16 protein-coding genes are annotated in these 16,618 nt (G+C 59.3%); 3 read left to right on the top strand and 13 right to left on the bottom strand.

What is annotated here, in order from left to right; genetic code table 11:
- The first annotated feature begins 98 nt into the window (after positions 1 to 98).
- Positions 99 to 812, top strand: a complete 714-nt coding sequence (locus MMG91_RS08930; RefSeq protein WP_123360108.1) for a UTRA domain-containing protein — start codon at positions 99 to 101, stop codon at positions 810 to 812.
- A gap of 24 nt (positions 813 to 836) precedes the next feature.
- On the opposite strand, the gene MMG91_RS08925 is transcribed toward MMG91_RS08930, so the two are convergent.
- The 8 genes from MMG91_RS08925 to minC form a co-directional block, all read right to left on the bottom strand.
- Positions 837 to 2,987: a mechanosensitive ion channel family protein gene (locus tag MMG91_RS08925; RefSeq protein WP_310659364.1), complete on the bottom strand. Its 2,151-nt coding sequence runs from the start codon at positions 2,985 to 2,987 to the stop codon at positions 837 to 839.
- A gap of 72 nt (positions 2,988 to 3,059) precedes the next feature.
- Positions 3,060 to 3,236: a hypothetical protein gene (locus tag MMG91_RS08920; RefSeq protein ID WP_167344810.1), complete on the bottom strand. Its 177-nt coding sequence runs from the start codon at positions 3,234 to 3,236 to the stop codon at positions 3,060 to 3,062.
- Between the two features lie 144 nt (positions 3,237 to 3,380).
- Positions 3,381 to 4,670 (bottom strand): M18 family aminopeptidase, encoded by a 1,290-nt coding sequence (locus MMG91_RS08915; protein WP_305448867.1) that lies wholly within the window; start codon positions 4,668 to 4,670, stop codon positions 3,381 to 3,383.
- Positions 4,671 to 4,746: 76 nt separating this feature from the next.
- Positions 4,747 to 5,853 carry a hypothetical protein gene (locus tag MMG91_RS08910; RefSeq protein ID WP_310659363.1) on the bottom strand — a complete coding sequence of 369 codons (1,107 nt, stop codon included), beginning with the start codon at positions 5,851 to 5,853 and terminating at the stop codon, positions 4,747 to 4,749.
- Between the two features lie 44 nt (positions 5,854 to 5,897).
- Positions 5,898 to 6,533 (bottom strand): RluA family pseudouridine synthase, encoded by a 636-nt coding sequence (locus MMG91_RS08905; protein ID WP_310659362.1) that lies wholly within the window; start codon positions 6,531 to 6,533, stop codon positions 5,898 to 5,900.
- A 184-nt stretch (positions 6,534 to 6,717) separates the two neighbouring features.
- On the bottom strand, positions 6,718 to 6,972 hold the full coding sequence (minE, locus tag MMG91_RS08900; RefSeq protein ID WP_048394400.1) for a cell division topological specificity factor MinE: 255 nt from the start codon (positions 6,970 to 6,972) through the stop codon (positions 6,718 to 6,720).
- Positions 6,972 to 7,784, bottom strand: coding sequence for a septum site-determining protein MinD (gene minD / locus MMG91_RS08895; protein WP_050681334.1), 813 nt, complete (start codon positions 7,782 to 7,784; stop codon positions 6,972 to 6,974). The genes minE and minD overlap by 1 nt, the downstream gene beginning before the upstream one ends.
- Positions 7,785 to 7,985: 201 nt before the next feature.
- Positions 7,986 to 8,723, bottom strand: coding sequence for a septum site-determining protein MinC (minC, locus tag MMG91_RS08890; RefSeq protein WP_305505460.1), 738 nt, complete (start codon positions 8,721 to 8,723; stop codon positions 7,986 to 7,988).
- 118 nt (positions 8,724 to 8,841) lie between these two features.
- Here minC and MMG91_RS08885 point away from each other — a divergent pair, with 118 nt between their 5' ends.
- The gene (locus MMG91_RS08885; RefSeq protein WP_310659361.1) at positions 8,842 to 9,774 is read left to right on the top strand and encodes a lipid A biosynthesis lauroyl acyltransferase; all 933 of its coding nucleotides are present in this window, start codon (positions 8,842 to 8,844) and stop codon (positions 9,772 to 9,774) included.
- A 35-nt stretch (positions 9,775 to 9,809) separates the two neighbouring features.
- Complete coding sequence (locus tag MMG91_RS08880) at positions 9,810 to 10,982, top strand: patatin-like phospholipase family protein (RefSeq protein ID WP_310659360.1); 1,173 nt, start codon at positions 9,810 to 9,812, stop codon at positions 10,980 to 10,982.
- A 117-nt stretch (positions 10,983 to 11,099) separates the two neighbouring features.
- Here MMG91_RS08880 and MMG91_RS08875 read toward each other — a convergent pair whose 3' ends face one another.
- The 5 genes from MMG91_RS08875 to MMG91_RS08855 all read right to left on the bottom strand — a co-directional run bounded on the left by MMG91_RS08875 (position 11,100) and on the right by MMG91_RS08855 (position 16,520).
- Positions 11,100 to 11,885 (bottom strand): outer membrane protein OmpK, encoded by a 786-nt coding sequence (locus MMG91_RS08875; protein WP_305448873.1) that lies wholly within the window; start codon positions 11,883 to 11,885, stop codon positions 11,100 to 11,102.
- 375 nt (positions 11,886 to 12,260) lie between these two features.
- Complete coding sequence (locus tag MMG91_RS08870; protein ID WP_305448874.1) at positions 12,261 to 13,046, bottom strand: outer membrane protein OmpK; 786 nt, start codon at positions 13,044 to 13,046, stop codon at positions 12,261 to 12,263.
- A gap of 91 nt (positions 13,047 to 13,137) precedes the next feature.
- The gene (locus MMG91_RS08865) at positions 13,138 to 14,496 is read right to left on the bottom strand and encodes a nucleobase:cation symporter-2 family protein (protein ID WP_310659359.1); all 1,359 of its coding nucleotides are present in this window, start codon (positions 14,494 to 14,496) and stop codon (positions 13,138 to 13,140) included.
- Positions 14,497 to 14,661: 165 nt separating this feature from the next.
- Positions 14,662 to 15,966 (bottom strand): urate hydroxylase PuuD, encoded by a 1,305-nt coding sequence (locus tag MMG91_RS08860; RefSeq protein WP_310659358.1) that lies wholly within the window; start codon positions 15,964 to 15,966, stop codon positions 14,662 to 14,664.
- Positions 15,967 to 16,016: 50 nt separating this feature from the next.
- Positions 16,017 to 16,520 (bottom strand): ureidoglycolate lyase, encoded by a 504-nt coding sequence (locus MMG91_RS08855; RefSeq protein WP_305506789.1) that lies wholly within the window; start codon positions 16,518 to 16,520, stop codon positions 16,017 to 16,019.
- Between the last annotated feature and the right edge of the window lie 98 nt (positions 16,521 to 16,618).

The raw sequence follows: 16,618 nt of genomic DNA, 5'->3' as shown, positions 1-16,618 counted from the left end.
CATGTGCAGTGCCTAGGCTTGCAGGCAGTTGAAGGAACCGATGAGAATCACGGTTCTGCCCTGAATCAGTGCTGGTCTAGTCCAGATAGGTAACGTTAATGCGCATCGAGACAACCAAAGCGGTGACAGCCATCGGGCAGGTTCTGCAAGAACAGCTCGACCATGGCCTGTTGGCGCCCGGGAGCAAGTTGCCGGCAGAGCGCAAGCTCAGTGAGTTGTTCGGTACCACGCGGATCACCGTGCGTGAGGCGTTATTGCAGCTGGAGGCCCAGGGCCAGATTTATCGCGAGGAGCGGCGCGGCTGGTTCGTGTCACCACCACGACTGGCTTATAACCTGATGCAGCGCAGCCACTTTCACGCGATGGTCAGTGCGCAGGGGCGGGTGCCGTCCACCGAGGTCATTTCGGCACGGTTGCAACCGGCGTCGGCGGCGGTGTGTGCCTGGTTGCAGTTGCCGGCGCTGTCGAGCGTGATCCAGATCTGCCGCTCGCGACGGATTGACGGGCGATTGGTGCTGTATGTGGAGCACTACCTGAACCCGCAGTTTTTCCCGGGGATTCTGGACTTCGATCTGAATCAGTCGATGACCGAACTGTATGCGCGGCATTACGACTTGCATTACGGGCGGGTGCGCTTCGAGATTGTGCCGACGGCGCTGTCGGTGGACGCGGCGGCGGCGTTACGGGTGTCGGTGGGCAGCCCGGGGTTGCGGATTGCCCGGGTCAACTACGATCAGCATCAGCGGCTGATCGATTGTGACCTGGAGTTTTGGCGCCATGATGCGATTCATGTCGGGGTGGATGTGGTCTGAACCTGCACACACGATATTTCTCACCTACGCAGATTGTTCGCCACCGGGTGTGATCACCTGAATGCTCATCCGCGGTGTCGCCAGATCCAGCCCGGCCTCATCCAGATGCCGCTTGAGCGACAGGTTGAACGCCCGGGAAACTTCCCACTGTTTGATCGGCGCGGTCTTGAAGCGTGCGCGAAGAATCGCGTTGCCGGATTCGAAACTTTCGACCCCTTGAATCTCCAGCGGCGACCAGATGTTGCGCCGTTGCAGCGGGTCGGTGCGCATTTTCTGGCCGACGTCGCGCATCAGTTTGATCGCCTCGTCGATGTCCATGTTGGAGGGCACCGCCACCCGGAAGATCGCGTAGCCGAATTCCCGGGAGTAGTTCTTGATGCTTTTGATTTCGCTGAACGGAATGGTGTGGACGATGCCGTCGATGTCCCGCAGGCGTACGGTGCGGATGGTCAAGCCTTCGACCGTGCCCAAGTGGCCGCCGACGTCCACGTAGTCGTCAATGGCCAGGGAGTCTTCGATGATGATGAACAGCCCGGTGATCAGGTCGGCCACCAGTGATTGCGCGCCGAAACCAATGGCCAGACCGATCACGCCGGCACCGGCCAGCAACGGCGTGACGTTCATGCCCATGTTCGCCAGGGCGACGATCAGCGCAATGATGAAAATCGCCACGAACAGCACGTTGCGGATCAGCGGCATCATCGTCTGCGCACGGGCATTGGCCAGGCCTTTGCGCGAGCGGGTCAGGGCGTGGTGCACGGCAGTGTCGCTGAGGATCCAGATCAGCCAGGCAAAAATCAGCGTGCCACCGAGGCTGAACAGTTTGACGCTGACTTCATGGCCTTCGCCTTCGGTGAAGCGGATCAGCGACATGCCCCAGACGCGCAGGCCGAGTTCGATGAATGCCAGCCACACCAGCAGATGGGCGAGGGTGTAGAAGAAGCTTTTCAGGCGATCCGAATACAGCGCATGGCGCTTCACGCTGCGTTGCGGTTTGAGTGAATGGCGGCGCACCAGACCATTGATGACCATGCACAACACCAGCAGCACGGTGCAGATCAGCGATTGACGCAAGGCTGTGCTGGTGTCGCCGGCGGAGACGAAGGTGGCGAACAGCGAGATGCCCACCAGCACCAGCGCTGGCAGATACCAGAAGGTGCCGAGGATTTCGATTGTGTCACTCAAGGCCCGGCGAGTCAGGCGCCGGGATAACGGTTGGTTGCGAATCAAGTGTGCAATAGGCCGACGGAAGCGCAGAACGAAGAAACCGGTGGAGATCGCCGCCAGCACATTGGCGAATGTCGCCGCAGTATGGGCCAGGTGGCTGCCGAGGCTGGCGATCAGGCGCGGGTCGTTCAGGGTTTCACCGAAGGCGGCGAAACTGCCGATCAGCCACAACGGGCGGAAGGCCTGATGCCGCAGGATGTACAGGGCGCGATGGCGATGCGGGCCATCCAGCACGGAAAACGCGATGACGCAGATCGCCGAGAAACAGGTGCCGACGACCAGCGCATAGGCCAGCACCATGGCCAGGCTTTTGCCCAATGACGAAGGCAGAGCGTAGGTCATGTAAACCGTCATGACCAAGGCAATCAACCATGGCCCGAGTTTGCGCAAGGCGAAGCGCAGCATGTCCAGCGCCTTGGGGTGTTGCGGCAGTTCTTCGGTCAGGCCGAAGCGCATGCGCACCCGGTGCCCAAGCCAGATCAGAGCGGCGGCCAGCAGGCTCCAGACCATCAGGATTACCGCGAAAGCGAAGATGATCGGCAGCCATTCATTGGCCGGCAGCATCAGCGCCACCAGTTCATCCTTGGCCAGATCGACCTCTTCGGACCAGCGATTGAGCGGACTGTCGGCACCGGAAAATTGCTTTTCGAAACCGGCCAGCGTGCCGCCGATCAGCCCGAGTACGCCTTCTTCAGTGGCCGGCTGAGCTTTTTGGGTGACGTCGCGAAGCTTTTTCAGGTCCGTCAGTAGCTGGGTCCGCTGCTGATCGTTTTCCAGAGACTTGATGACTTCGTCCAGCGACTGCCCCAGCGGCTCTTGTGCTTGCGGCTGGGTTTTCGCCGAGCCGAGTAGCCCCGGCAAACCGACCGCGTGGGCAGGTGCCATAGGCAGCAGTGTCATCAGGCAGACAAGGAACAAACACGGCAGGGCAAAAAGACGAGCGAACACGGTCAACCTCGGATGAACGAATCGGCCGAGTGTACGAGCCCGTCAAAATCAATGCGAGCCAGGCGCGAGGATTTATTCGTTGAGTTTGGCGAGGATCTTGTAGATCACGGTGGCGAGGATCATCAGCATGCCAACCCACATCGCGAACACACCAACGTTCTTGTCGCGAAAGTTGAAGCCGATGGCCAGCATGATCATCCCGGAAAGAATCGGGATCAGCATGGAGTGGAAGGATGACATCGAGATCATGGCGACAGCCTTGTCGTAGAGGGGTATTGCAAGTTTAGGCGGCTTTAGGAGGAGCGGAGGTGATGTGGGTCAGAAGTGAGTCAGAGGCAGCGCAATCCGTGTGGAGCGAGCAAGCCCGCTCCCACAGGGTGCGATTCGCTCGAACTACGGCAATTCACGGCAGGCGTAGAACGCGCTCAGCACTTTGACCAGGTGCGCCAGGTCATGGCTGCCGCACAGCTCGCGGATCGAGTGCATGGCGAACGTCGGCAAACCGATGTCCACGGTGCGCACGCCCAAGTGGCTGGCGGTGATCGGGCCGATGGTCGAACCGCAGCCCATGTCGCTGCGCACCACGAAGCTCTGCACCGGTACTTCTTCGGCCATGCACAAATGGCGGAAGAAGCCGGCGGTTTCGCTGTTGGTGGCGTAGCGCTGGTTGCTGTTGACCTTGATCACCGGGCCGGCGTTGAGTTTCGGGCCGTGGTTGGCATCGTGCTTGTCCGCATAGTTTGGATGCACGCCGTGGGCGTTGTCGGCCGAGACCAGCAGGGATTTCTGAATGGTCCGTACGAATTCATCGCCTTCGGGCAACAGACGACGCAGGGTTTGCTCGAGCATCGGACCGTCGGCACCACAGGCCGAGCAGGAACCGACTTCTTCGTGATCGTTGCAGACCAGCACGCAGGTTTCATCGGTTTCGGTCGTCAGCAATGCTTGCAGACCGGCGTAGCACGACAGCAAATTATCCAGGCGCGCACCCGCAATGAAATCACCGTGCAGGCCAATGACCGCAGCGCTTTGTGTGTCGTAGAAGCTCAGCTCGTAATCGAGCACCACGTCGGCGTTCAGGCCATGTTCGCGGGCCAGTTGATCGGTGAGCACGGCGCGGAAGTCCACGCGCTCGTCACCGGCGAATTGCGCGAGGATCGGCGGCAGTTCGGTCTGGGCGTTGATCGCCCAGCCCATGTTGGCTTCGCGGTTGAGGTGAATGGCCAGGTTCGGAATGATCGCGATCGGTGACTTGAAGTCGATCAACTGGCTCTCGACCTTGCCATCACGGCGGAAGGTTACGCGGCCGGCCAGGGACAAATCACGGTCAAACCACGGTGCCAGCAATGCACCACCATAGACTTCGACGCCCAATTGCCAGAAGCCCTGGCGTTGCAGTTCTGGTTGGGGTTTGACCCGCAGGCATGGGCTATCGGTGTGCGCGCCGACCAGACGAATGCCGCCGTGCAGGGGCGAATGACGGCCCATTTTGAACGCAACGATCGAAGAGTCGTTACGGGTGACGTAGTAACGACCGTTGGCTTCGGTGATCCATGGCTCGCGCTCGTCGAGGCGCATGAAACCGGCCGCTTCCAGACGCTGAACAAGACTGGCGGTGGCATGGAACGGGGTAGGGGAGGCCTTGAGGAAGTCGATCAGGCCTTGGTTCAACTCTTCGCGCATAAGAAACTCCAGACAGCAGTGGGCAGGAGTTTAACGTATTGGCTGAGGGCTTTGGGCCTGACGTTCGCAGGTTACGTCAGCGAGCGGCGGCTATCCGTTTTCTCAGGTACTTCATGATGATCTGTTCATCTTCAGGCTTTTCTGGCTTGGGCAGTTGTTGGGGCCAGTCAGTTTGATGAGTGCTCAGAAGCTGTTTCTGACGGGTGTGGTTCCAGCGAAGAATCTCCCGGGAGGCAGATTCCCACCACTCGTGTCGGCACACCGTGTAGTACGGATGATCGGGTGCTGCACTGCCATACAGCAGATCGCGACCGACTTTTCTCATGGCGCCGCTCTGTTTACGCAATTTCCATTTGATTTTCAGCCGTTGCCAGGCCGATGGAACGGGTTTGACTCGCGGCACATCGCGGCACAGTTCCACCAGATTCTGGCTGAACTGCTCGCCATGCTGGGAGAAGAAGTACGCCTGCATCGCATGGAAGAAGCGTTTTTCCGCGAAGTAGTGATAGACGTATTTTTTTGCTTCACGCACCGGTTTGTCGCGCATCGCGAACGACAGGGCGATTTGCTCGATGGTGTGAATGTCGAAGCTGCCGAGGGTCCATTCGTCGATCAACTGGATCGACGTTTCGAATAGCGGTGCATCGCGCTCGGTCACGCCGCAGAGCCCGCTGTTGTACAGCTTGAAACCGTTGTCTGGCGTAATGCCGTGAGGGCGTAGCTGTTCGCCGAGTTTCAGGTAGTCGTGGCGCTCACAGACATCCCGCCAGTTGTATTCGAGGCGATCCATCAAATAGTGCCCGGGCTCAATCTGATTGAAGATCAGGCTCGGGTCGCTGAGGAACAGGGTGTCGGTATCGACGAACAGGGTCTTTTCAGCAAGCGCAAGGCCAGCGGCCATGGCGCAGGCCTTGCGGCGATGGTGATAGCCGTTTCCACCCTGCCACAGGGTCAGGGTTTCCTCGGTCAGGAGCACGGTTTCAACCGGCCAGCCGGCGTAGTCCTGCGGGCGATCCGTCAGGACTCTGATGCACGGAGGCTCGCCTTTCTTGACGTGGGAAAGCGCAGTTAAAATGCTGAACTTGGCTTCGCGCCGATAAACGTCCTGATTGCCGTAGATCAGATAAAGCAGCTGATTTCTGGTTTTCTTGACGGGCGTGGCCAAGGAGTCAGTACAACTCATTCTGTTCAATCCTCGTTTTGAAGCGGTGACGCCATGTGGCCGATTTAGAACGGTGCCGGGCATTCGAAACGCAAGCGGTCGCCCGTTTGGGGGTGGGTAAAACTCAGCATACTCGCATGCAGGCACAAGCGCGGCCAGGCAGCCAAGGCTTGCGGGTGGGCGTAGAGCCCATCACCCAACAGCGGGTGACCTATCGACAGCATGTGCACGCGCAACTGGTGAGAACGGCCGGTGATCGGCGTCAGCTCCACGCGGCACCAGTCGCCACAACGCTCCAGCACACGCCAGAAGGTCAAGGCGTGTTTGCCAAATTCGTGGTCCACCACATGGCGTGGCTTGGTCGGCGGGTCGTAGCGCAACGGCAGGTCGATGCTGCCGCTGTCCAGTTCCGGTTGTCCCCAGCACAGGGCGGTGTAGGCCTTTTCGGTTTCGCGATCGTGAAATTGCCGAGACAGCTCGCGATGAGTGTCCGGGTCACGGGCCAACAGAATGATGCCGGAAGTTTCCCAGTCCAGCCGATGGACAATTCGCGCTTCCGGGTAGCCGTTTTCTTGCAGACGCGTAATCAGGCAGTCCTTGTTGTCATCGGCCCGGCCGGGCACGGAGAGCAACAGGGTCGGTTTGTCCACCACCAGTACGGCGGTGTCCTGATGGATGATGTGGATGTTGGACAACGGCATTAAAACAGCCTCGTAACAAACGCCAACGGCGGCTCAGGCCCCGCCCCCCTGTTGGAGCGAAGCTTGCTCGCGAATGCGTCACCTCGGTCTATCTGATTAAACCGAGTTGCCTGTGTTCGCGAGCAAGCTTCGCTCCTACGGAGTGCGTAAGAGCCTGAGCCGCCGTGGCTCCTGTCGGATCGACTCAGCGATCTGGCAGGGTGATATTGAGTTCCAGAATTGAGCAGCTGCCCTGGTTTTCCAGAGCGACGTGCACGTCATCGGACCCGATATTGACGTACTTGCGGATCACTTCCACCAGTTCCTTCTGCAAGGCTGGCAGGTAATCCGGCGTACTGCGCTGGCCGCGTTCATGCGCCACGATGATCTGTAGACGCTCTTTCGCTACCGAGGCGGTATTAGGCTTTTTGTTGGCACGAAAGAAGTCAAAAAGGTTCATTACCTACCTCCAAAAAGTCGCTCGAAGAATCCCTTCTTCTCGACATCGAGGAAACGATGGTCCACGGTTTTGCCCAGCAGACGATCGACGGCATCGCTGTACGCCTGACCGGCGTCGCTCTGGTCGTCGAGAATCACTGGCACGCCCTGGTTGGAGGCTTTGAGGACCGCCTGCGATTCCGGAATCACGCCCAGCAGAGTCACCGCCAGGATGTCCTTGACGTCTTCGACGCCGAGCATTTCGCCGTTGCTCACGCGTGTAGGGTTGTAGCGGGTCAGCAGCAGGTGTTCCTTGATCGGCTCTTCGCCGTTCTCGGCGCGACGGGACTTGCTGGCCAGCAGGCCCAGCATGCGGTCCGAGTCACGTACGGAGGAGACTTCCGGGTTGGTCACGACAATCGCTTCGTCAGCGAAGTACATGGCCAGGTGGGCGCCTTTCTCGATGCCCGCCGGGGAGTCGCAGACCACGAATTCGAAGTCTTCTTTCAGTGCCATCAGCACTTTTTCCACGCCTTCCAGGGTCAGCGCGTCTTTGTCGCGGGTCTGACTGGCGGCCAGTACGTAGAGATTTTCCAGACGCTTGTCTTTGATCAGCGCCTGTTGCAGGTTGGCTTCGCCATTTACCACGTTGACGAAGTCATACACCACGCGGCGCTCGCAACCCATGATCAGGTCGAGGTTACGCAGGCCGACGTCGAAGTCGACGATGACTGTTTTGTGACCGCGCAGAGCGAGGCCGGTACCGATAGCGGCGCTGGTGGTGGTCTTACCCACACCACCCTTGCCGGATGTAACCACGAGAATCTTGGCCAAGGTGTTTTACCCCTAAGGAAAAAGGACGTTTAGCCCCTGAAAAACATCTCTTGAAAAACTACTGCAGTCGGACAGCCTTGGCTGGAATCCGGTTCTGAGCGGCGCTTACCCCCGGTAAACACTGCTTTTGGCCTTTTTCCTACTTCGTTTGAGCCGTTTTCGCTACGTTTTAGAGATGCTTGGAAAATGCGGCAGTATCCGTTAAAGCCGAATGATGTTCAACACGTCGCCCGACAGGCTGACTTGTACGCCGGCGCCCCACAATGGATCGCGACGCAGATCCTCGGAAACCTTGTAGTGGCCAGCGATGGAGACCAGTTCAGCGGTCATCTGCTGACAGAAAATCCTGGCTTTCGTGTCACCTTTGACGCCGGCCAAGACACGACCGCGCATCGCGCCGTATACATGGATGTTCCCATCGGCGAGAAGTTCCGCCCCCGGGCTGACCGATGAAATCACCACCAAATCGCACCCCTGGGCATAAATCTGCTGGCCACCGCGAACGGGTGAAGTGATGATTTTGGTCGGTTTGATGGTCGGTTCCGGTGGTTTTTCCGGTTTTTTCGCAACTATGCTTTCGTGCGGGTCGAGTGGTCGCTCACGGGCACCTGACGGCGGCAGCACCGGTAGATCGACCGCGATGGCGGCGGCAATGTCTTCGATGCGGCTGGCACGAATCGCCAGAGTGCGCAGGCCATGCTGGCGGCAAATGCGCATCAGCCCCGGCAGATCTACCGAGCCTTCGCTGGGCGGAAGTTTGTCCAGGGCCAGGACCAGCGGCGCATTGCTGAAGAAGTTGGGTGCTTGGGCGACTTTGGCGGCCAGTTGCCGATCAAGGTTCTCAAGGTCGTTACGGGCCAGTTCCAGCACCGTAATGGCGAGCATGCTGCCCTTCAACTGGAACACGGGATCTTGGTCTAGCGGTTCGGTTTGGCTCATGGTCGGCATACAACGGCTTGTCACTAAAAGTGCCGAGACTTATAACGAGAACGCCCGCAGGCCGCAAGCCGGGTCGAACGATGTAGAATGCGCGGCCACTGTCTTGACGGAACCTTTAATGGATCGCCCGCGTTTTCAAACAGCATTTCTTTCTCCACGTTTCTGGCCGCTGTGGTGTGGCTTGGGGCTGTTGTGGCTGATTGTGCAGCTGCCGTATCCGGTGTTGCTGTCGGTCGGCCGCGTCTTGGGTGCATTGATGTATCGAGTGGCCGGCGACCGACGGCGCATTGCCAAGCGCAATCTTGAGCTGTGTTTCCCTGAGAAGTCCGCTGCCGAGCGCAAGCGTCTGCTAAAGGAAAACTTCGCCTCCACCGGCATCGCCTTCTTCGAGATGGCCATGAGCTGGTGGTGGTCGCGCAAGCGTCTGGCGAAACTGGCTCATGTCGAAGGCCTGGAGCATTTGAAGCAGGCCCAGACGGAGGGCAAGGGCGTGATTCTGATGGCCGTGCATTTCACCACGCTGGAAATCGGCGCGGCGCTGCTCGGTCAGCAGCACACCATCGATGGCATGTACCGCGAACACAAGAATCCGCTGTTCGACTACATCCAGCGTCGTGGCCGCGAGCGGCACAACCTCGACTCGCTGGCGGTGGAGCGTGACGACGTGCGTGGCATGCTCAAACTGCTGCGGGCAGGCCGAGCGATCTGGTACGCACCGGATCAGGACTACGGCGCCAAGCAAAGTATCTTCGTGCCGCTGTTCGGGATCCAGGCGGCGACCGTCACCGCTACGAGTAAATTCGCGCGACTGGGCAAGGCGCTGGTCGTGCCGTTCACTCAGCAACGCCTGGCCGACGGCAGCGGTTATCGGTTGGTGATTCATGCGCCGCTCGAGGGCTTTCCCGGCGAGACGGAAGAGGCTGACTGCATCCGGATCAACCAGTGGGTCGAAAGCGCGCTGCGCGAATGTCCGGAGCAATACCTCTGGGCACATCGCCGCTTCAAGAGCCGTCCACCGGGCGAACCGAAGCTGTACGCCAAAAGCAGTTGAGTCACCGATCCCTTTAAGCGCCATGGAGTGTTGCGATGAGTTCTGCTGAACCGGTTACAGGGTTGATACTTTCCGGCGGCGGGGCTCGGGCGGCTTATCAGGTGGGCGTGCTGGCGGCGATTGCCGAGCTGCTTCCGGTGGGAGCGGCTAATCCGTTCCCGGTGATCGTCGGCACCTCGGCCGGCGCGATCAACGCGGTCAGCCTGGCCAGTGGGGCGACGGACTTTCGTGGCGCGATTCAGCGCCTGACCGCTTTTTGGCAAGGTTTTCGCAGCCATCTGGTGTTGCGCAGCGACTGGCCGGGGGTGATCCATCAAGCCACTCGTTTTGTCAGTCATAATCTGATGGGCATTGGCGCTCCGGTACCAGTGGCCCTGCTCAACAGCTCGCCGTTGCGCGGTTTGCTCAACGACAAACTGCACATGCCCGGAATTGCCGAGGCCATTGCGCAAAAGCAATTGAAGGCGGTGGCGATCACGGCGTTTGGCTATGAGTCCGGTCAGGCCGTCACGTTTTATCAGGGCGGCGGCACCATTGAGTCCTGGTTGCGTCATCGGCGAATCGGCGTGCCGACCCAATTGACGGTCGAACACTTGCTCGCCAGTTCGGCGATTCCGTTGCTGTTTGCGCCGGTGAAAATCGGCGAAGAATATTTCGGCGATGGCGCGGTGCGTCAATCAGCACCGATCAGTCCAGCCCTGCACCTAGGTGCCAGCCGCGTGCTGGTGGTGGGTGTCAGCGGCAACCCGCGCGGGGTCGACCCGCAACAGCCGCTGCAACGCGCCTACACCGGTCAACAGCCGACCCTGGCGCAAATCGGTGGGCACATGCTCAACAGTACGTTCATTGACAGCCTGGAAAGCGACATCGAGTTGTTGCAGCGTCTGAATCAGTTCAGCCATCTGCTGCCCGACGGCGCGTCGAGCCGTGCATTGGGAGCCGCACCGGTGGAAGTGCTGGTGATTTCGCCGAGTCAGCCGATCGATGAAATTGCAGCGCGGCATCGCCAGGAATTACCGGCGGCCTTGCGTCTGTTTTTGCGCGGGCCGGGGGCGACCAAGACCAGCGGGGCGGGGGTGCTGAGTTATTTGCTGTTCGAGGCGGGGTATTGCAGCGAATTGATCGATCTGGGGCGGCGCGATGCGTTGGCCAAGCGGGAGGAGTTGTGCCGGTTTCTGGGGTTGGTGGAGCCTGCGGTTCCGGCTTGAATCGGCGGTGCGGCTATCGCGGGCAAGCCACGCTCCCACAGGTTTTGTGTCGTTCACCGATGATGTGAACGACACAAAACCTGTGGGAGCGTGGCTTGCCCGCGATGCTTTTTGCGATTAGAAGTGGAACTTCACCAGGAAGCTCGTGTTGCTCTGATCGGTCTTGAAGTACTGGCTGTCCTTGATCCCGTACTTGTCTGACCAGTAGTCGTACTCGACCCCGACGTACAACTGCTTCTCGCCGATGTTCAGCGCTTTACCCAAGTCGTATTTGATCTGGGGGTTGAAGTGCAGGTTGGCGTGGTAACTGCCTTTGCTGTTCTTGTCGTTATCGACCACCCAGTCCATGAAGCCATCGATCAGGATGTTCGAATCGCCCACAGGAATGGTGTAGGACCAGACCGGGGTGATCTGCCAGACGTTGTCACCCGGGCGGCTGCCCTCGGTGTGACGCTGGTAGAAGTTCAGCTGGAAGTAATCGAACCCGGGAATCGCCAGGTCGAAACCAGGACCGATCAGGTAGGACTCTGTATCGCCCTCACCGAACTCGTACGTCATGGCCAACAGCACGTCTTTGACCGGACCGAACTCCAGTTTCTGGTCGAAGATCTTGCCAAACGACAAGCGCGGGCTGATTTCGCCGTAATAGGTGTTCGAGCCGACGCCGCTGTCTTCCTTGCCGTTGTAGAAAATCTTGTCGACGAACACGAAGTTGTCGCCGTATTTCCAGGCATCGGCGTGCTCGAAGGTGACGGTTTGCTGAATGCGCGGGTTGACCTGGAAGTCCTTGCCATAGAGGTAGGTCAGGCTGTTGTTCTGCCATTGCAGCAAGTCGCCGGCCATTGCCTGGCCCCCTGCGAGCAAGGATCCCGCAAGCATCAGGCTGGTGCACGTACGTTTCATTCGGTTGCTCCCAAAAAGTAGGTGGTTCCACGTTTTTTTTCTAAGGTCGGCGCTCTGGTGTGGCGCCTTTTCTTGCTGCTGTAAAAATCATCCATCCGGTCAGCTTTAGTGCTGTTAGCAAGAGCTGAGCCAAGGCTTTAAAAAAGTCAAAAAACGCCCGTTCGGCTGTTCTAAAACAGTCGATCGAGCGTTATTTGGGAATGCCTTGGTACTGTCCAGAGCCGGGATAAGTTGGCTTTCTGGTCAGGAATTAAAATCGCGCTTTTTTTTAGAGCGGATTCGGGCGGGCGCGGAGAATACTGACTCCCGTGCCACGGCTCAAGTGCCCCGCAACAGAGCACCGGTGACAGGTGTGGGGCACGGTTGCGGGCCATCTTAGAAGTGCACCTTTACCAGCAGGCTGGCGGTGTTTTGATGAGTGTCCAGGCCGGCGCTGTTTTTGATTCCGTACTTGTTTTTCCAATAGCTGTATTCGGTGCCGACGTAGACGAATTTCTCGCCCCAGCCCAAGGCTTTGCCCAGGTCGTATTTGATCTGTGGATTGATGTGCAAGTTGGCGTGGTAAGTGCCGCGTGCATTGCGATCGTTGTCCACCACCCAGTCCAGATAGCCATCGATCAACAGGTTCGAATTACCGAGCGCAACGCTGTAGGACCAGGATGGCGTGATCTGCCAGACACCATCACCGGGGCGTGGGCCCTCGGTCTGGCGACGATAGAAGTTCAAGGTGAAGTAGTTGAAACCCGGCACTGCCAGATCAAAGCCCGGGCCGATCAGATACGCTTCGCTGTCGCCTTCGCCGTACTCGTAGGTCATGGCCAGCAGCACGTCCTTGACCGGGCCAAATTCGAAACGACGGTCGAGCATCTTGCCAAAGGACAGCCGCGGACTGAATTCGCCATAAAAGGCGTGGGGGCCTTTATTGCGGTCTTCTTCGCCGTTGTAGAAGATCTTGTCGACAAACAGGAAATTATCGCCGTACTTCCATTTGTCGGCGTGCTCGAATGTCACCGTCTGCTGGATCGACGGGTTGATCACGAAATTTTTGCCGTACAGGTAGCTCAGGCTGTTGGTCTGCCACAGCAGTAAATCGCTGGCCATGGCCTGGCTCGCGGCCAACAGGCCAGAGCCCAACAGCACGCTGGTTTTTGTCCGAATCATCTGTTGCTCCCTCTTGTTTTTATTGTTTGAGGCGCAGGCAGCCACCCCTGTGGGAGCGAGCAGGCTCGCACAGGTTTCTTTATCTAATGGGTCAATGCGGGTGGGCGTGGCAGTCGTTGACGGTTGCGCGTTCGTGACCGCCAAGAATGTTGAACAACAGGTTCAACGCCAGGGCGCTCAGCGTGGCCATGGCGATGCCGCTGTGGGTGATCGGGCTCATCCACATTGGCAGGTGCGCGAAAAATTCCGGGCGCACCACCGGGATCAGCCCCATGCCGATGCTCACCGCCACCAGCAATTGATTGCGACGGTCACCGATGTCGGCTTCCTGAAGAATCTTGATCCCGGTCGCGGCGACCATGCCGAACATCGCAATCGCCGCGCCGCCCAGTACCGCAGGTGGAATGGACGCCACCAGGAACGCCGCTTTCGGCAGCAGGCTCAGCACCACCAGTAAGCCACCAGCGACGATGGTCACCGAACGGCAACGCACGCCGGTCATCTGCACCAGGCCTATGTTCTGGGCGAAAGAGGAGTGGGTGAAGGTGTTGAAGAAGCCGGCGAAAAACGAAGCGCCGGCATCACAGAGCAAGCCGCGACGCAGCATCCGTGGCGTGACGTCCTGCCCCGTGATTTTGCCCAGCGCCAGGAACATCCCGGTGGACTCGACGAAGATGATCACCACCACCAGGCACATCGAAAGGATCGGCGCCAAGTGGAATTGCGGCATGCCGAAATGCAGTGGCGTAACGATCTGCAACCACGGAGCCTGGGCCATGCCGCTGAGGTCGACCATGCCGATCACACCGCAGATGACATAGCCCAGGCTCATGCCGATCAGCACCGAGATGTTGACCCAGAAACCGCGCATGAAACGATGGACCAACAGAATCGTGGCCAGTACCAATGCAGCGATGGCCAGGTAAACAGGCGAACCGAATTGAGCCGCGTCAGCACCGCCACCGGCCCAATTCACGGCCACGGGGAACAGCGACAAACCGATCGAGGTGATGACGGTGCCGGTCACCAGCGGCGGGAAGAAGCGCACGACTTTGGACATGAACGGCGCGATGAGCATGCCGAAGAAACCGGCGGCGATGGTCGCGCCGAAGATCCCTTGCAGGCCGATGCCAGGCATCCCGGCCATGGCTACCATGCTGCCGACCGCGGCGAAACTGGCGCCCATCATCACCGGCATGCGAATGCCCATCGGGCCGATGCCCAGCGACTGGACGATGGTGGCGATGCCAGCCACCAGCAGGTCGGCGTTGATCAGGAAGGCGATTTCTTCACGGCTCAGGCCCGCGGCCTGCCCGATGATCAGCGGCACCGCGATGGCTCCGCCGTACATCAGTAGAACGTGTTGCAGACCGACCAGGATCAGTTGCAAAAGGGGTAAACGCTGAATGGCGGGTGCGTCGGGGATGCGGGCTTCGGATAGCTCGGACATGCAACACCTCGGATCTTTTTTATTCTTGTGATTTACAGCCGCAGTGCTGCTGGCAGCTGTTTTCTAATCAGGTGAACCGCGTTGCGGCCAATCGCAGGCAAGCCAGCTCCCACACAGGCAATGCAAACCCTGTGGGAGCGGGCTTGCCCGCGATGCTTTTGCTACTTATTGGGTTTGGGCCCCCTGAACAATCCACGCACCAATCAAGTCACGCTCCTGCTGGGTCATCTGGGTGATGTTGCCCAGTGGCATGATCTGGCTGGCAACAGCCTGGGCCTGGATGCGCGGGGCCTGGAGCTTGATCTGCTCGGGGGTATCGAACATCACGCCCGCCGGCGCCGCGCTAAACAGCGGGCTGGTAGGTTTGGCCGAATGGCAGACCGTGCAGCGTTCCTGGATCACGTCGTGCACCTTGTCGAAGGCAGGACCGGCATTTGATGCCTGGGCGGGTGCAGTTTCAGGGGCCGCCGCCGGTGCAGCTTCAGCCGGTTTCTTGCCGCCGCCGAGTGCGGTTTCCGGCAGCGGCTGGTACTCGATGGTCCCAGGCGCCTTGGCCACTTCAGGGGCGCTGGACATCGGCGCCGGCCCGGTCACGTAGGCCAGGCAGATCATGCCGACCGCCGCAGCGGGCAGGGTCCAGGCAAACTTGTGGCTGTCATGACGGGTGTTGAAGTAGTGACGCACCAACACCGCCAGCACCGCGATCCCGGCCAGGATCAGCCAGTTGTATTGGCTGCCATAGGTGCTCGGGAAGTGGTTGCTGATCATGATGAACAGCACCGGCAAGGTGAAGTAGTTGTTGTGACGCGAACGCAGCAAGCCTTTGGCCGGCAGCGCCGGATCGGGCGTGCGGTTCTCGGCGATCGCTGCCACCAAGGCGCGTTGCGCCGGCATGATGATGCGGAACACGTTGCCGACCATGATGGTGCCGATGATCGCGCCGACATGCAGGTACGCACCACGACCGCTGAACACTTTGCTGAAGCCGTAAGCGGCGCCAATGATCAGCACGAACAGGATTGCGCCTAGCAGGGCAGGGCGTTTACCCAGGGCCGAGTCGCAGAGGAAGGAGTAGACAAACCAGCCGACGAACAGCGACCCGATGCCCAGCAGAACACCTTCAGGGCCGGTCAGGCTGCTGCCTGGAGCGAGCAGGTACAGCGTCGGGTTGGAGTAGAACACCACGCACAGCAGCGCGACCCCCGACAGCCAGGTGAAGTAGGCTTCCCATTTGAACCAGTGCAGGTTGTCCGGCATGGTCGGTGGAGCCAGTTTGTATTTTTCCAGGTGGTAGATACCGCCGCCGTGGATCGCCCACAAATCGCCCGCCAGCCCGCTTTTCGGGTTAACCCGGTTGAGGTTGTTTTCCAGCCAGACGAAATAGAACGACGCGCCGATCCAGGCCACGCCAGTAATCATGTGAACCCAGCGCACGCTCAGGTTCAGCCATTCCAACAGATGTGCTTCCACAGTCTTTACCTCTCGCCTGTCACTCTGTTGTCGAGTGATCAGACCTTCTCTTATTGGTGGGGGGCGAGGATCAAACGCTCATCCTCTTTGAAAAAATGCTCATCGCAGTTATTGCCTGTGCCACTGCGATCAACCACCAGGAAGTCATCCCGCTTTTCGATCGTCAGCACCGGATGGTGCCAAACGCCGCGATGGTAATTAATGCCCTGCCTGCCGTTGGTGACGAAGGCGCGGACCAAGCCTGATACAGGTTCATCGCCAAGTGGCGCGACCACGATCAGAAAGGGGTTGCCGAGCAGCGGAATGAAAGCCTGGCTGCCCAGCGGGTGACGCTCCAGCATGCAGATGGTCAGCGGCATGTCCTGCGCGTCGGCGCGGAAGATGCTGATGATCGCCTTGTCCTCTGGCGTGGCGGTTTCGACCACAGCCAGTTTGTGAAAGCGCATGGTCGAACCGTTGTTGATCATGAAGTGATCGCTGCCCTCGGTTTCAATCACGTCACCGAAAGGGGCGAAGGCTTCTTTGGTCAGCGGTTCAATCGTCAATGTGCGCATGCTGGTCTTCTTAATCTTTTGAATTTGATCGTTCCCACGCTCTGCGTGGGAACGCCGCCATGGACGCTCCGCGTCCACTGTGACGCGGAGCGTCACGG

Origin of the sequence: Pseudomonas sp. JL3 (assembly GCF_031570575.1) — a bacterium.
Lineage (GTDB): Bacteria > Pseudomonadota > Gammaproteobacteria > Pseudomonadales > Pseudomonadaceae > Aquipseudomonas > Aquipseudomonas cucumis.
Note: the sequence above shows the minus strand (reverse complement) of the source record. Positions and strands in the feature narration are given on the sequence as shown.

Coding starts and splice junctions, on each gene's coding strand:
- MMG91_RS08915 (WP_305448867.1), bottom strand. CDS start 4,670: ATGCGCGAAGAGTTGAACCAAGGCCTGATCGACTTCCTCAAGGCCTCC.
- MMG91_RS08875 (WP_305448873.1), bottom strand. CDS start 11,885: ATGAAACGTACGTGCACCAGCCTGATGCTTGCGGGATCCTTGCTCGCA.
- MMG91_RS08930 (WP_123360108.1), top strand. CDS start 99: ATGCGCATCGAGACAACCAAAGCGGTGACAGCCATCGGGCAGGTTCTG.
- minC (WP_305505460.1), bottom strand. CDS start 8,723: ATGAGCCAAACCGAACCGCTAGACCAAGATCCCGTGTTCCAGTTGAAG.
- MMG91_RS08905 (WP_310659362.1), bottom strand. CDS start 6,533: ATGCCGTTGTCCAACATCCACATCATCCATCAGGACACCGCCGTACTG.
- MMG91_RS08855 (WP_305506789.1), bottom strand. CDS start 16,520: ATGCGCACATTGACGATTGAACCGCTGACCAAAGAAGCCTTCGCCCCT.
- MMG91_RS08885 (WP_310659361.1), top strand. CDS start 8,842: ATGGATCGCCCGCGTTTTCAAACAGCATTTCTTTCTCCACGTTTCTGG.
- MMG91_RS08920 (WP_167344810.1), bottom strand. CDS start 3,236: ATGATCTCGATGTCATCCTTCCACTCCATGCTGATCCCGATTCTTTCC.
- MMG91_RS08870 (WP_305448874.1), bottom strand. CDS start 13,046: ATGATTCGGACAAAAACCAGCGTGCTGTTGGGCTCTGGCCTGTTGGCC.
- MMG91_RS08865 (WP_310659359.1), bottom strand. CDS start 14,496: ATGTCCGAGCTATCCGAAGCCCGCATCCCCGACGCACCCGCCATTCAG.
- MMG91_RS08880 (WP_310659360.1), top strand. CDS start 9,810: ATGAGTTCTGCTGAACCGGTTACAGGGTTGATACTTTCCGGCGGCGGG.
- minE (WP_048394400.1), bottom strand. CDS start 6,972: ATGAACCTTTTTGACTTCTTTCGTGCCAACAAAAAGCCTAATACCGCC.
- MMG91_RS08910 (WP_310659363.1), bottom strand. CDS start 5,853: ATGAGTTGTACTGACTCCTTGGCCACGCCCGTCAAGAAAACCAGAAAT.